Origin of the sequence: Micromonospora sp. WMMD967 (assembly GCF_029626165.1) — a bacterium.
GTDB classification, from domain to species: domain Bacteria; phylum Actinomycetota; class Actinomycetes; order Mycobacteriales; family Micromonosporaceae; genus Micromonospora; species Micromonospora taraxaci.
Window position 1 is genome coordinate 3,659,044 of record NZ_JARUBK010000001.1, and the last position, 15,182, is coordinate 3,674,225.

The window sequence follows — 15,182 nt, forward strand, 5'->3', positions numbered from 1 at the left end:
GGATGGTGGGCCTGGAGGAGTAGAGGAGCACATCGCATGCACTGGTCCCCACGCTGGCTCGCCGTCGGCGCGGTCGGCGCGTTGGTGGTCGGCCTCGCCGCACCGGCGTCCGCCGACCCGCCCGCCCGGCCCACCGGCCCGACATCGGGCACGCCCACTCCGGGTGCCGCGCCCGTCCGTATCACGCTGATCACCGGTGACCAGGTCGACCTGGCACCGGCGGCGCCTGGTCGGGTCGCCGCCACCGTCCGCCCGGGACCCGGGCGCGAACGGATCTTCTTCCAGACCACGCAGGTCGACGGCACGCTGCGGGTGCTTCCCAGCGACGCCCTGCCGTACGTGACCAGCGGGGTCCTCGACGCCAATCTGTTCGACGTGCAGGAGTTGGCGGCCGACGGCTACGGCGACACCGCGCGGGGCACCCTGCCGCTGATCGTGCGGTACCAGGAGCCGGCCGCCGGTCGGGTGCGACCGCTCGCCGGTGCCACCGACGCCCGCCCCCTGGAGAGCATCAACGGTGCGGCGCTGCGGGTCGGCAAGGGTGACCTCGGCGGTCTGTGGAGCTCGCTCGCCGGTACGCCGACCGCCCGGACCTCGGCTGCCGCGCCCCGGTTGGGCGGCGGCATCGCCCGGATCTGGCTGGACGGGAAGGTCCGTCCGACACTGGAGCACAGCGTGCCGCAGATCGGCGCGCCGACGGCCTGGGCAGCCGGCCGGGACGGCAGCGGTGTGAAGGTGGCGGTGCTCGACACCGGCGTCGACGCCACCCACCCCGACCTGGCCGGGCGGATCGCCGAGGCGCAGGACTTCTCCGGCAGCGGCAGCGCCCGCGACGGGCACGGCCACGGCACCCACGTGGCGGCCACCATCGCCGGCAGTGGCGCGGCGTCCGACGGACTCCGTAAGGGCGTCGCCCCCGGCGCGCAGCTGCTGGTCGGCAAGGTGCTCGACGACGGTGGCTCCGGCTACGACTCGTCCATCATCGCCGGCATGGAGTGGGCGGCCCGCTCCGGCGCGAAGGTCGTCAGCATGAGCCTCGGCGGCGGCCCGACCGACGGCACCGACCCGATGAGCCAGGCGGTCAACGACCTGTCCGCCGAGACCGGCGCGCTGTTCGTGATCGCCGCCGGCAACGCGGGTGAGGCGCGTACCGTCGGGTCGCCCGGCGCGGCCGCGGCGGCGCTCACCGTCGGCGCGGTGGACCGCGACGACAACCTCGCCGACTTCTCCAGCCGTGGGCCACGGGTCGGTGACAACGGCCTCAAGCCGGAGATCACCGCGCCGGGCGTCGGCATCGTCGCCGCGCGGGCCGCCGGCACCACGATGGGTACGCCGGTGGGCGACGCCTACACGACCGCGTCCGGGACCTCGATGGCCACCCCGCACGTGGCCGGCGCGGCGGCGATCCTCGCCCAAGAGCACCCGGACTGGGCCGCCGGGGCTCTCAAGGACGCGTTGGTCAGCACCACGAAGGCCAACCCGGCGTTGACGGTGTTCGAGCAGGGTGGCGGTCGGGTCGACGTGGCGCGGGCGCTCACCCAGCGGGTGTACGCGTCGGCCACTGTCGACTTCGGTCGGGTCTCCACCGGCGGCGCCGCGGTCGAGCGGACCGTGACGTACACCAACGGGACGAGTGCCGCGCAGACCCTGCGGCTCGCGCTGGACCTGCGCAACCTGGACAGCGGTGCGGCGGAGGCCGACGGCGTGTCCGTCGGCTCCGGCACGGTGACCGTCGCGGCGGGTGGCAGCGTGGCGGTGCCGCTGCGGGCCGACCCGGCGAAACTGGCCCGGGGCCCGCACGGTGGCTGGCTGGTGGCGACCGGCACCGACGGTGTCGCCGTGCGGACGCCGGTCGGGTTGACCGTCAGCGGCCCGATGCACGACGTCACCGTGAAGGTGCTGGACCGCAAGGGTGAGCTGGCCCTGTCGCCGGCGCTGACCCTGTTCGGTGAGCAGCCCGAGTCGGACTACTGGGGTTGGTGGCCGGGCGAGGGCACGCTGCGGGTCGAGGAGGGCACGTACCTGCTGACCGCCCTGGTCGAGCACGGTGCTCCGCTGGACGAGCAGATGACCCAGACGGTCGAGCCGGAGCTGGTCGTCGACCGGGACCTGACAGTGGTGCTCGACGCCCGCAAGGGCACGCCGGTGCGGATCGAGACGCCGAAGCCCAGCGAGCAGCGGGCCACGCTGAGTTGGTACGTGCACCGGGTGCTGGGCAACGGTCGGCAGATCGACCACGGGGTGATGGCGTACAGCACCGTCCAGCAGGTCAACGTCACGCCGACCCGGCAGGTGCGCCAGGGCGGGTTCGAGTTCGCCTCGCGCTGGCAGCTCGTCGCGCCGATGGTGGACGCGACGGTCAGCGGCGTGTCCGGTCCGTCGGACATCAACCTGCTGGGCACCTCGCCGGCGCCGACCGGCCGGCACAAGTTGCCGCTGGTCTGGGCCGGTGTCGGAACCCCCGCCGAGTTGGCCCGGGTGCGGGGTGCCGCCGCGCTTCTCACCACCGACCCGAACCGCGCGGAGGAGGAGCAGGTCGCCGCCGCGGCGGCAGCCGGCGCCGCCGCGGTGCTGATCGTCCGCCCGCAGGACCAGAGCGCGTGGACGGTGTGGAGGCCGGCGGCGGAGCCGCTGCCGATCCCGTCGATGGTGGTGGCGTACGACGACGGGCAGCGGTTGATCGCCACGGCGCGTAAGGGCCGGGCGACGCTCGATCTGACGTTGACGGTGGACAGCCCCTACCTGTACGACGTGTGGCAGGTGTCGAAGGGTCGGGTGCCGGAGCGGGTCGTGCACACGGTGACCGCGAAGAACACCGCGGAGGTGACCGCGAGCTACGGCGACATGGGCGCCGGTTGGGCGACCGAGGAGCGGTTCGGCTGGCGTCCATGGCAGGAGTACGCCTGGAACGACGACCAGCGTCTGGTCCGCAACGGCACCACCCGGCAGGAGTTCGTCAGCGCCGGGGACAACTGGTGGCAGCACCGGGTGCTGCACAAGTCGATGTTCATGCAGTGGGGGCAGTTGACCGGTGGCCTGACCCAGGAGCCCCGACGGTACGCCGCCGACGACCGGGAGACCGAGACCTGGCACGCGCCGGTGGTCCGTCCGGCCGTGCCGGCCCGTGGGGCGCCGGTGCCCACCCGCACCGGTGACAGCCTGGACCTGCGGGTGCCCGAGTTCGTCGACGCGGGTGGGCACTACACGGTGGCCGGCAACAGCGAGGAGTCCGACACGGTCGAGGCCCGGGTCAGTCGGGACGGGAAGCAGATCGCCGACCTGTCCGGCGGGTGGGCCCCGGTGCCCGCCACCCCGGGTCGGGCCCGCTACCGGCTGGACCTGACCACGAAGCGGTCCTCGGCCGAGTGGCGCTACGGCACCCGTACCGACACGGCCTGGGAGTTCACCTCGGGCCGTCCGGCGGGCGGGGCCGCCACGCCGTTGTCGCTGTTGCAGGTGGACTACCAGGTGCCGGCGGACCTGCTCGGCACGGTTCGTGGCAACCGGCCGCACCAGGTGGCGTTGACCCTGCGTCAGCCGACCGGTGTGCCCAAGCCGACCGGCACCAGCGTCCGGGTGCAGGTCTCCTTCGACGGGGGAGTCACCTGGCGTGACGCGCACACCAAGGGGTCGGGCACCCGGTACACCGTGACAGTGCCGGCGGGGCGCGGAACGGTGTCGCTGCGGGTGCACGCCGCCGACCGGGCCGGGAACACCGTCGACCAGACGGTGCTCCAGGCGTACGGGCTGCGCTGATCGGAGGCCGGGGTGGGATGGCCGTGGGCCGTCCCACCCCGGCTCGGCGCGGTCAGAGCCAGCCGCGTCGGGCGACCTGGAACGCCAGCCCTGGTCGGGTGTCCACCCCGGCGGCGGCCATCAGGTCGGCGATGCGTCGTTGCACGGTCCGGCGGCTCACCCCGAGCTGCGAGGCGATGGACTTGTCGGGTACGCCGGCCACGAACAGCGACAGCAGCCGTGCCTCGTCGGCGTCGGGCTGGTAGCCGTCGCCGGGACGGTCCTCGGGGTCCGGCCGCCGGCCCTCGGGCGCGGCGACGGTGAGGGGATCGTCGAGGCGCAGTCGGGTGGCGATCCGCCAGTGGCTCTCGAAGAGGGCGAGCAGCGCGTCGAGCAGTTGGCTGCGGCCGATCACGGCGGCGCTCGGCTCCCCGCCGTCGCGGTCGGGCACCAATGGGCAGATGGCGGTGCTGGCGTCCACGATGGCCAGTCGGACGGGCAGCCGGTCGAGCACCCGGGCCTGCTCGCCGGCGGCGACGCCCTTGGCCAGGTCGGCCAACGCTCCCGGTTCCAGCAGCAGGTCACGTTCGTAGATGGCGCGGTAGCTGACGCCGCGGGCCAGCGCGTCGAACTCCTCGACGTTCTCCGGGCCGGCCATCGCCAGGGGGTTGGCGCGGCAGAACCACAGCACCTCGGTACGCGCCGAGTTCTGCAGGTCGCGCAGGCGGTCGCGGAGGACCCGGGCTCCGACGATCACCTCGACGAGGTGGTCGACGTGGTGCCGGCGCAGCCCGGACCGGTACTCCTCGGCGAGTTGGGTGACCCGGTGCCGGGCGGCCTCCAGGTCCTCCTGGCGACGCAGCAGCGCCCCGCCGAGGGCGACGTCCGGTGCGGTCGGGCGCAGGGGCGCGTCCGGGTCGATGTCGGTGGGTTGCACCAGTCCCTTGGCGCGCAGCGCCTCGATCTGGGCGACGACCTGCTCGCGCGGTCGGTGCAGGCGTCGGGCCAGGTCGTCGACGCGCGCCGCGGTGAGCTGGAGCAGGCAGCGGTAGAGCTCCTCCTCAGCCGAGGTCAGGCCGATCACGTCCAACACGGGGCAGAACTGTACGTCGGCCGGGTGCCGGCCGCGCCGGGGCCCGTCGGCTGGTCAACTGTCGCCCCTCGCGTCTACTGTCGGTGGCTGTGCTGGAAGAGCTGCGTATCACCGGACTGGGCGTCATCGACGACACCACGCTGCCGTTGACCGGCGGGATGAACGTCATCACCGGCGAGACCGGTGCGGGCAAGACGATGGTGGTCACCGGCCTCGGCCTGCTCTTCGGCGGCCGGGCCGACGCCGGGCGGGTTCGTGCCCAACCCGGCCGGGCGGTGGTCGAGGGGCGGTTGCGTCTGCTCGGGCGGGTCGCCGACGCCGTGCACGCGCGGATCACCGAGGCCGGTGGGGAGCCCGACGAGGACGGCTCGGTGCTGCTGAGCCGCACGGTGACGGTGGAGGGCCGCTCGCGTGCCCACGTCGGCGGTCGGAGCATGCCGGTGTCGATGCTCGGTGAGGTCGGCGAGCAGGCGGTCGCCGTGCACGGGCAGTCCGACCAGTTGCGGCTGCTGCGTCCGGCCGAACAGCGGGCCGCGTTGGACCGGTTCGCCGGCCCGGAGCACGAGAAGCTGCTCGACGCGTTGCGGGAGGCGTACACGGGGTGGCGGCGGGTGGTCGACGACCTGGCCGACCGGCGGCGCAACGCCCGCGAGCGCAATCAGGAGGCCGACCTGCTGCGGTTGGGCCTCGACGAGATCACCCGGGTCGATCCGCAGCCCGGTGAGGACGACGAGCTGAAGACCGAGGCGCAGCGGCTGGAGCACGCCGAAGGGCTGCGGACGGCCGCGCAGATCGCCCAGCAGTGTGTGGCAGGTGGCGCGGAGGCCACCGACGAGACACCGGACGCGGCGGCGTTGCTCGGCACCGCCCGGCGGACCCTGGAGGCGCAGGCGGGCACCGACCCGGCGTTGGGTGACCTGGCGTCGCGCCTGGAGGAGGCGGCGACGCTGGTCACCGACGTGTCGGCGGAGTTGTCGGCGTACCTGGCGACGCTCGACGCGGACCCGGCCCGGTTGCAGCACGTCTACGAGCGGCGGGCGGCGCTGCGTGCCCTGACCCGTAAGTACGCCGACGACGTCGACGGGGTGATCGCCTGGGCTGATCGGGCGCGGACGCGACTGTCCGACCTGGACACCTCCGACGATCTGTTGGACGAGCTGGAGCGGGAGGGTCAGCGGCTCGCGGTCGAGGTGGCGGACCTGGCCGGGCGGGTGTCGGCGTCCCGGCAGGAGGCGGCGCTGCGTTTCGCCGACCAGGTCACCGTGGAGCTGGCCGGGTTGGCCATGCCGCACGCGCGCATCGAGGTGGCGGTGCTGCCGCGGCCGGCGGGTCGGGCCGAGCCCACGTTGTCGGTCAACGGGGTCGAGGTGGGTGTCACCTCGGACGGCGGTGACGAGGTGGAGCTGCGGTTGCTGGCGCACCCGGGCGCGCCGTCGTTGCCCTTGCAGCGCGGGGCGTCCGGTGGTGAGTTGTCCCGGGTGATGCTGGCGATAGAGGTGGTGTTCGCCGGGTCGGGCGGCCCTCCCACGTTGGTCTTCGACGAGGTCGACGCGGGTGTGGGGGGTCAGGCGGCGGTGGAGATCGGCCGGCGGCTGGCCCGGTTGGCGCGTAGCCACCAGGTGTTGGTCGTCACGCACCTGCCGCAGGTGGCGGCGTTCGCCGACCGGCACCTGGTGGTGGCGAAGGACACCGGTGGCGCGGTGACGACCAGTGGTGTTCGGGTGGTGGAGGACACTGAGCGGGCTCGGGAGCTGGCCCGGATGTTGGCGGGTTTGCCGGATTCGGATCTGGGTATCGCTCACGCCGAGGAGCTTCTGGCCGTGGCCGCCAAGGAAAGGCGGTTGTGACGCCGCGTATTGTGAGCGCAAGCACACCGGCTTGTGCCGACGTGTGCTTCCCTGGGTAGGCGGCCCTGCTCAGGCATGTCGCGACAGAAAAGCCTGCCTCACATGCCAGGATGGTCACGATGCGTCTACCCACGTTGCGCCGGAACCGTGCCCCCGAGCCGGGCAGAGTCCTCGGCACCGCGCGCCTTGATCGCCGGACGAAACGGCTGGTCGGCCGCCTGCGCCCCGGCGACATCGCGGTCATCGACCACGTCGACCTGGACCGGGTGGCGGCCGACTCGCTCGTCGCTGTCGGTGTCGGGGCGGTGCTCAACGCGAAGCCCTCGGTGTCCGGCCGTTACCCGAACCTCGGCCCGGAGGTGTTGATCGCCGCCGGCATTCCGCTGCTCGACGACCTCGGCGAGGGGGTCTTCGAACGGATCCGCGAGGGCGACCAGGTCCGGATCGAGGGCAACACGGTCTTCGCCGGTGACGAGCCGGTGGCGCACGGCAGCCTGCAGGACGCCGAGTCGGTCGCCAAGGCGATGGCCGACGCCCGGGAGGGTCTGTCGGTGCAGTTGGAGGCGTTCGCCGCCAACACGATGGACTACCTGCGCCAGGAGCGCGACCTGCTGCTCGACGGTGTGGGCGTTCCGGACATCGAGACCCAGATGCAGGGTCGGCACTGCCTGATCGTGGTGCGCGGGTACGACTACAAGGCCGACCTGGACGTGCTGCGCCCGTACATCAGGGAGTTCAAGCCGGTGCTCATCGGCGTCGACGGTGGGGCGGACGCGCTGGTCGAGGCCGGGTACACCCCCGACATGATCATCGGGGACATGGATTCGGTCACCGACGACGTGCTGCGCTGCGGCGCCGAGGTGATCGTGCACGCGTACCCGGACGGGAGGGCGCCCGGCCTGCCCCGGGTCAACGGTCTCGGCGTCCCGGCGATCACGTTCCCGGCCGCGGCGACCAGCGAGGACCTGGCGATGCTGCTCGCCGACGAGAAGGGCGCCTCGCTGCTGGTCGCGGTCGGCACCCACGCCACGCTGGTCGAGTTCCTGGACAAGGGGCGCGGTGGCATGGCCTCGACGTTCCTGACCCGGCTCAAGGTCGGTGGCAAGCTGGTCGACGCCAAGGGTGTGAGCCGGCTCTACCGGCAGAGCATCTCCGGTTCGTCGCTGTTGTTGCTGGTGTTGTCGGCGATCGCGGCGATGGCGTCCGCGGTGGCCGTGTCGACAGTCGGGAAGGCGTACCTGGGCGTGGTCGCCGAGTGGTGGGACAATCTCGTGTTCCAGCTGTACCGGCTCTTCTAGTTCCCGACCGATCAAGAGGCTGCAAGCGTGATCAACTTCCGCTACCACGTGGTGTCCCTCACCGCGGTCTTCCTGGCTCTGGCGATCGGCTTGGTGGTCGGCACAGCCGCCCTCAACGGCCCGGTCGCCGACTCGCTCGAGGGACAGGTCACCGGGCTGCGTAAGGACAACCAGAACTGGCGCCAGCAGGTCAGCAACATGGAGAAGCAGCTCGCGCTGGAGGAGGACTTCGCCGAGGAGATCTCGCAGGTCATCCTCCCCGGCACCCTGACCGGGCGCCGCGTGCTGGTGCTGACGCTGCCCAACGGGCGCGACCACACCGAGGGTGTGCTCAAGAAGCTCCAGCAGGCCGGCGCCACCCTGACCGGACGGGTCGAGTTGCAGGACAAGTTCATCAACCCGGACAACAACACCAACCTGTTGGAGTTGGCCGTCACCGCCGCCCGCCCGACCGCGCAGACCACCGGCCTGCCGGGCAACGGGCACGGTGTGGAGACGTCCAGCGCGTTGCTGGCCAGCGTCCTGCTGGACCGCGCCCAGGGGGTCGCGCCGGTCAGTGACGCCGACCGGCGGGCGGTGCTCGCCGCGTACAACAACGCCGGCTACCTGACCACCGACAACAACAAGGTCACCGGCTCGGCGGAGGCGGTCGTGGTGGTCAGCGGCCAGCCGTACGTCGACAAGGACTCCGAGAAGCGGGACGAGTCGGTCGTCAAGATCGCCGAGCAGTTCGACCGGACCGGGTCGATCGTGGTGGCTGGGAAGGGCTCCGTCGGCGGCAACCTGGTGTCCGTGGTCCGTGGTGACCCGGTGCTCGCCCAGACCATCTCCACGGTCGACAACGCCAACACCGTGCAGGGTCAGCTGGTCACCAGCCTCGCCCTGGTGGAGCAGCTCACCGAGAAGAAAGCCGGGCAGTACGGCGTCGGCGACAACGCGCCGTCGCTGCTGCCTAAACTGCCCCAGTGAGCGAACGATTTACCCCGGTGTCCGTAATCGACGCGCGTGAGCTGACGCGCAGCAGGGTGGCGGCATGAGGACGCTTGGTCGGCTGCTGCTCGTCGGCGCCGGTGCCGCGGCGGCCCGGTACGCGCTGCGTGAGGTCCGCACCTCGCCGGCCGGTCCGGCGTTGGAGCGCACGAACTTCCGGGGCCGCACGGTCAGCCTGGCCGCCGGGCCGGCGCTCGCCGCAGGCGCGGCGGCCGTCGGCGCGTTCGGTGCCACCAGCGGCCCCTCCGGTGGGGCGGCGCTGGTCGCCGGCCTCGGCGCGGGTGCCGTCGGCCTGTACGACGACGTGGTGGGCGCGCGGCCGGAGCAGAAGACCGCGAAGGGTTTCGCCGGTCACCTCGCCGCGCTGCGTGAGGGGCGGGTCACCGCCGGCCTGGTGAAGGTCGCCGGGGTGGGCGCCGCCGGCCTGGGCGCGGCGGCGCTGCTGGCCGCCGACCAGCGGGTCGCGGCGCACCCGCGCCGGCAGCGCCACGGCGCGTTCGGTCGGGGCGTCGACGTGCTCCTCGGCGCCGGGGTCATCGCCGGCACGGCCAACCTGCTCAACCTGCTCGACCTGCGGCCGGGCCGGGCGATCAAGTCCGGGCTGCTGCTCGCCGCGCCGCTGGCCGGTGGCCCGCACGGCGGGATCGCCGCCGGTGCCGCCGGTGCCGCCGCTGGTCTGCTCCGCGACGACCTGGGCGAGGACGTGATGCTCGGCGACAGCGGCGCGAACGCCCTCGGGGCGCTGCTCGGTGTCGCGCTCGCCGTCCGTACCGGCCCGTGGGGTCGGGCCGGTCTGCTCGCGGTGCTCGCCGGGCTCACCGCCGCCAGCGAGAAGGTCAGCTTCACGGCCGTGATCCAACGGACCCCGGGGCTGCGTGAGCTCGACGCACTGGGCCGACGCGCCGACTGACGTGACCCGACCGGCCCCCCTCGCCGGCGCCGGCCGGCTGGCCGGGGCAGCCGCGCTCATCGCCGTCCTCACCGTGGTCAGCCGGCTGGCGGGCTTCGGCCGCACCGCGCTGTTCACCTGGAGCCTCGGCAACACCGACCTCGGCGGCACCTACGTGGTGGCCAACGCGGTGCCGAACTTCATCTTCGAGATCGTCGCCGGTGGCGCGTTGGCCAGTCTCGTCGTACCGCTGCTGGCCGGCGCTGTCGCGGCCGGCGACCGCACGACGGTGGCCCGGACCACCGGCGCGCTGCTGACCTGGACGCTGGCCCTGCTGGTGCCGCTCGCGCTGCTGGTGGTGCTGCTCGCCGGGCCGGTGGTCGAGTCGCTCGGGCACCATCTGACCGCCGCCCAGCAGCAGAGCGGCATCCGGATGTTGCGGGTCTTCGCACCGCAGTTGCCGCTGTACGGGGTGGGCATCGTGCTCACCGGGGTGTTGCAGGCGCATCGGCGCTTCGCCTGGCCGGTGCTCGCGCCGCTGCTGTCCAGCCTCACCGTGATCGTGGTGTACCTGGGGTTCACCGCGACGCAGGGCCGCAACGCGACGGTCGGTGGGGTGAGCCCGGGCGGTGAGCTGCTGCTGTCGGTCGGCACGACCCTCGGCGTGGTGGTGCTGTCGTTGTCCCTGCTCATCCCGGTCGGCCGGCTGCGCCTCGGGATGCGGCCCGGGTTCGGGTTCCCGGCCGACGCGCGGGCCCGGGTCGGTGGGTTGGCGGTGGCCGGCGCGGTCACCGTCACCACCCAGCAGATCGCCCTGATCGTCAGCCTGAACCAGGTCACCGCCGGCGCGCGGAGCAACCCGGGCGTCTACAACCTGGCGCAGACCGTCTACCTGTTGCCGTGGGCGGTGCTGGCGGTGCCGTTGGCGGTCGCTGCGTACCCGACGCTGGCGGCGGCGCGGGCCGCCGGTGACGAGGGCACCTACCGGGCGACGCTGGCGCCGGCCGTGCGGGGGGTGCTGCTGTTCAGCTTCCTCGGCTCCGCCGCGTTGATCGGCACCGCCGGACCGGTCGGGCATTTCTTCTTCCCGGCGTCCACCGCGCCCACTGCCGCCGCCGCGATCGTCGGGTACGCCCCCGGGCTGGTCGGTTACGGGCTCTTCGCGGTGCTCACCCGGGCCCTGTACGCCCGGGGGGAGACCCGGGCGGCGACGGCGGCCACCGCTGTGGGCTTCCTGGTGGTGCCGGCCGTCGTCGTGCTGTTCGGCGCGCTGCTGCCGCTGCGGGACCGGGTGTTCGCGGTCACGTCCGCCAACTCGGTGGGGATGCTGGTGCTGGGGGCGTTGCTGCTCCTGGCGGTGCAGCGCAGCGCCGGCCGGGCGGCGCTGGCCGGTGCGGCGCGGGCCTCGGGCGCCGGTGTGCTGGCCGGTGTGCTCGCCGCGCTCGCCGGATGGGGGCTCAGCCGCTGGCTCGACTCGTCGGACGGCGGCACCCCGACGATGGCGGCGGCACTCGGTCAGGGCATGCTGTCCGGGGTTCTGGTTGGGGCGGTGTTCCTCGCCGTGGTCTGGTTCGTCGACCGGCGGGACGTAGCGCCACTGCTCGCCGGGGTGCTGCGGCGTCTGCGTCGACGTGGACCCCGGGGCGGCGGTCCGACGGCCGGTGCGGTCTCCCCGGAGCGGGGCGATGGGAAGGAGACGGCTGCGCGATGAGTGAGCCAGCTCTGTCCGCCGGATGGTCGGGCACTGTCGCGTTGGTGCTCGCGTCCAGCACCGGCGGGGTCGGCCAGCACGTGCGGTCGGTGGCGCGTGGCCTCGTCGCCGGCGGCGCCACCGTCCTGGTCTGCGGGCCGGCGGCGACCCAGGAGCAGTTCGACTTCACCGGGGTCGGTGCGCGTTTCGAACCGGTGGAGATCCCGGCCAGCCCGACGCCCGCCGACGCCCGGGCGGTGCTCACCCTGCGTCGGGTGCTCACCACCTGCCGGGTCGACGTGGTGCACGCCCACGGTCTGCGCGCCGGGTTGGTCGCCGTCCTGGCCCGTCCCACCGCACCGCTGATCGTCACCTGGCACAACGCGGTGCTCGCGGGTGGCCTGCGCGGCGGGGTGTCCCGGCTCGTGGAACGGGTGGTGGCCCGGGGCGCGCGGGTGGCGCTGGGCGCCTCCGAGGACCTGGTGCGGCGGGCCGCCGCGCTGGGCGCCGCCGACGCCCGGCTCGCCCCGGTCGCCGCGCCGACGCTGCCCGCGCCGAGCCGACGCGCGGCGGCGGTCCGCGCCGAGTTCGGGGTCCGCCCGGACCAACCGTTGATCCTCTCGGTGGGTCGGCTGCACCCGCAGAAGCGCTACGACGTGCTGATCGACGCGGCGGCCCGGTGGCGTACGCGCACCCCGCCGCCGGTCGTGGTGATCGCCGGCAGCGGACCGGCCTACCTGCCGTTGGCCGCGCGGACCTCCGCGGCCCGCGCCCCGGTGACCCTGCTGGGGCACCGCACCGACGTGGCCGACCTGCTCGCCGGCGCCGACCTGGCGGTGGTGACCAGCGACTGGGAGGCCCGGCAACTCTTCGCCCAGGAGGCGCTGCGCGCCGGCGTACCGCTGGTCGCGACCGCTGTCGGTGGGCTGCCGGACCTGGTCGGCGACGCCGCCACGCTGATCCCGGCGGGGGACGTCGACGCGGTCGACGCGGCGGTGCGGGCGCTGCTGGACGACCCGGCGGCCCGGGCCGAGCTGGGCCGGCGGGGCGCGCAGCGGGCGGCGACGTGGCCGACCGAGACCGACACCGTGGCCGTGCTGGCCGCCCTCTACGCCGAGCTGGCCGCGGACCACGCCGGCCCGGCAGCCACCCCGGGCTCCGACGCCCCCAGAACGGGACACCGGTGATGCTGCGCCGAATCACCCCCGCCCTGCTGACCCTCCTCGTGGTGTCGTTGGGCGTCGCCGCGCTCGCCGCCCGCCCGCCGCAGGACAGCCCGCGACGCACCGCCGACTTCGTGGTGCTGGCCGGGGTCGCGGGCCTGCGTTGGGAGGACGTGGACCCGCAGCACACCCCGACGTTGTGGCGGATGGCCCAGGAGGGGTCGATCGGCTCACTGTCGGTGCGCTCCGCACACCGACCCACCTGCCCGGTGGACGGTTGGCTGACAGTGGGAGCGGGCAGCTTCGCCGCGTGGAACGGCAGCCGCTCACCGGAGGGCTGCCCGACGGCGGGGGTGACTGTCGAACAACCGGACGGCATCGGCGCGAACCTGCCCGATCAGGAGAGCGTGGTCCAGCACAACCAGCAGCGTCTGCCGTGGGGCGCCCTGCCCGGCTCGCTGTCGGAGTCGGTGCGCTGCTCGGTCGCCGTGGGTCCGGGTGCGGCGGTGGCCGCCGCCCGACCGTTCGGCCGCGTCGACAGGTACGCCCCGGCGTTGCCCGCCGACCCGCGGCCACTGCTCGGCGCCTGCGTGCTGAGCATCGTCGACCTGGGCACTGTCGAGGGGGCCGACCCGGCGACCCGCGCCGAGGAGGCCAAGGCGGCGGACGCGCAGCTGGCCCGGGTGCTCGCGGCCCGGCCACCGCGGTCGTTGGTGCTGCTCGCGGGGATCTCCGACACCGCCCAGCCGTCGCGGTTGCACGTGGCGGTCGCCGACGGGCCAGGCTGGGAGCGGGGGTGGCTCACCTCGGCCAGCACCGGCCGCGACGGCTACCTGCAACTGGTCGACCTCGCGCCGACCGCCCTCGCCGCGTTGGGCCGGCCGATGCCGGAGCGGCTCTTCCTGGGCCGTCCGGCGGTCAGCACCGGTGGTCGTCCCGCCGACCTGGCCGAGGCGATCGACGCGCCGGCCGACGCCGATCGGGAGGCCGCCGCCCAGCGCGACGTCTCCGGGGCGTTCTTCGCGGTGCTGGCCGTGGTGCAGGTGCTGCTGGCGCTCGGGATCCTGCCGTTGCTGCGCCGGGCCCGCCCGCACGCCGGCCCGACCGGCCCGAACCCCGTGTCGGGGCGGATCGTGGCGGTGGTGGAGCTGCTGCTCGTCGCCGTGGCGTTGACGGTGCCGGCGGCGTTGCTGGCCGACGCGGTGCCGTGGTGGCAGGGCGAGCACCCCGGGTGGATCTTCGCCGGGGTCACCGCGCTGCTGGTGGCGGCGGGCACCGCCGCGGTGCGGTTCGCCCCCGGGTACGCGGGCACCCTCGGCCCGCTCGGCGCGGTGGCCGGCCTCACCGCACTGGTCGTCGGGCTGGACGTGCTCACCGGGGCCCGCCTGCAGCTCAACGGCGTGGTCGGCTACTCCGCGTTGCAGGGCGGCCGGTATTCCGGGCTGAGCACTGTGGGGCTGGGAGTGTTCCTGGCCGGGGCGTTGCTCGCCGGGGGGTGGCTCGCCCAACGGGTGCCCAGGGGTTGGCGTCCGGCGGTGACGGTGGCCGTGGGTGGTCTCGCCGTGGTGGTGGTCGGCAGCCCGTACCTGGGCGCCGATCCGGTCGGGGCGATCGCCCTCACCGCCGGGGTGAGCGTCGCCGCGGTGATCAGCGCCGGTGGCTGGTTGACGGTCAGCCGGTTGGCATGGGCCGCGATGGCCGCCCTGGCGGTGGGTATCGGTTTCGGGGTGGTGGACCTGCGTCGCCCGCCGGCGGAGCGGGGCAGCCTGGGGCGGTTCCTCTCCGCGCTCGGTGACGGCACCGGCGGGTTCACCGTGCACCGGTCCAGCACGGAGAACTTCGAGACGTTGGTCAACAGCCCGCTGACGGTGCTGGCGTTGACCGGCGGGTTGCTGGTGTGGTTCGCCCTGTTGCAGCCGTGGGGTGGGCTGATGCGGCTGTTCGGCATCTACCCGGCGGTCCGGGCCGCGTTGGCCGGGACGGTGGTCGCCGCGGTGCTCGGTGGTCTGCTCGACGGCGCGGCGTTGGACGTGATGGGTGCCGCCGCCGCGGTGGTGGTGCCGATGGCGGTCCTGGCGTCGCTGCGGGTGCTCGGGCACGCCGCGGACCGCACCCGCCCGGTTCCGGGTCGGTTCCGCGAGAGTGGCGCCGACGACGACTCGGGCTCCGGCGGGGTCGGCCCGACCGGTGGGGGTGACATCCCGACCGGCGGTGGGCCGTTGGGCGCGGCCCATCCCCGGCCGATCAGCGGCCCGCCGGTGAGCGCACCCCCGGCCCCGGCCCCGGACGCCCCGACCGCAGGCGGCCCTGACGGCCCGGTGGAGCCGACCGCGGACGGGTCCGCAGTGGCGCCCCGGCAGGCCACCCGGTCATCGACCGAGGTTGCCGCTTCCTGAGCACCGGATGACCCGCAGGTGTCGCAGCTGGGGTGCGGCCTGCGAGTACCCGCCCGGGAGGTGTTACCGTCGAATCCCGTG

General features: G+C 74.1%; 9 protein-coding genes. 8 read left to right on the forward strand and 1 reads right to left on the reverse strand.

Translation table 11 applies throughout. The features are described from left to right. Positions 1 to 36 precede the first annotated feature (36 nt). Positions 37 to 3,756 (forward strand): S8 family serine peptidase, encoded by a 3,720-nt coding sequence (locus O7631_RS17085; RefSeq protein ID WP_278145088.1) that lies wholly within the window; start codon positions 37 to 39, stop codon positions 3,754 to 3,756. Between the two features lie 52 nt (positions 3,757 to 3,808). Here the strand turns inward: O7631_RS17085 and O7631_RS17090 are convergent, their stop codons facing one another. Beyond that, complete coding sequence (locus O7631_RS17090) at positions 3,809 to 4,828, reverse strand: helix-turn-helix domain-containing protein (RefSeq protein ID WP_278145089.1); 1,020 nt, start codon at positions 4,826 to 4,828, stop codon at positions 3,809 to 3,811. An 89-nt stretch (positions 4,829 to 4,917) separates the two neighbouring features. Here O7631_RS17090 and recN point away from each other — a divergent pair, with 89 nt between their 5' ends. From recN to O7631_RS17125, 7 genes are all read left to right on the forward strand, one after another. Continuing rightward, positions 4,918 to 6,675 (forward strand): DNA repair protein RecN, encoded by a 1,758-nt coding sequence (gene recN / locus O7631_RS17095; protein WP_278147961.1) that lies wholly within the window; start codon positions 4,918 to 4,920, stop codon positions 6,673 to 6,675. 119 nt (positions 6,676 to 6,794) lie between these two features. Then, positions 6,795 to 7,973, forward strand: a complete 1,179-nt coding sequence (gene steA, locus O7631_RS17100; protein ID WP_278145090.1) for a putative cytokinetic ring protein SteA — start codon at positions 6,795 to 6,797, stop codon at positions 7,971 to 7,973. Positions 7,974 to 8,000: 27 nt separating this feature from the next. Further along, positions 8,001 to 8,942, forward strand: coding sequence for a copper transporter (locus O7631_RS17105; RefSeq protein WP_269679808.1), 942 nt, complete (start codon positions 8,001 to 8,003; stop codon positions 8,940 to 8,942). A 64-nt stretch (positions 8,943 to 9,006) separates the two neighbouring features. After that, positions 9,007 to 9,873 (forward strand): hypothetical protein, encoded by an 867-nt coding sequence (locus O7631_RS17110; RefSeq protein ID WP_278145091.1) that lies wholly within the window; start codon positions 9,007 to 9,009, stop codon positions 9,871 to 9,873. Position 9,874: 1 nt separating this feature from the next. Then, positions 9,875 to 11,563 carry a lipid II flippase MurJ gene (locus O7631_RS17115; RefSeq protein WP_278147962.1) on the forward strand — a complete coding sequence of 563 codons (1,689 nt, stop codon included), beginning with the start codon at positions 9,875 to 9,877 and terminating at the stop codon, positions 11,561 to 11,563. Next, positions 11,560 to 12,729: a glycosyltransferase family 4 protein gene (locus O7631_RS17120; RefSeq protein WP_278145092.1), complete on the forward strand. Its 1,170-nt coding sequence runs from the start codon at positions 11,560 to 11,562 to the stop codon at positions 12,727 to 12,729. The genes O7631_RS17115 and O7631_RS17120 overlap by 4 nt, the downstream gene beginning before the upstream one ends. Then, positions 12,729 to 15,101, forward strand: a complete 2,373-nt coding sequence (locus O7631_RS17125) for a hypothetical protein (protein WP_278145093.1) — start codon at positions 12,729 to 12,731, stop codon at positions 15,099 to 15,101. The genes O7631_RS17120 and O7631_RS17125 overlap by 1 nt, the downstream gene beginning before the upstream one ends. Positions 15,102 to 15,182: the final 81 nt, after the last annotated feature.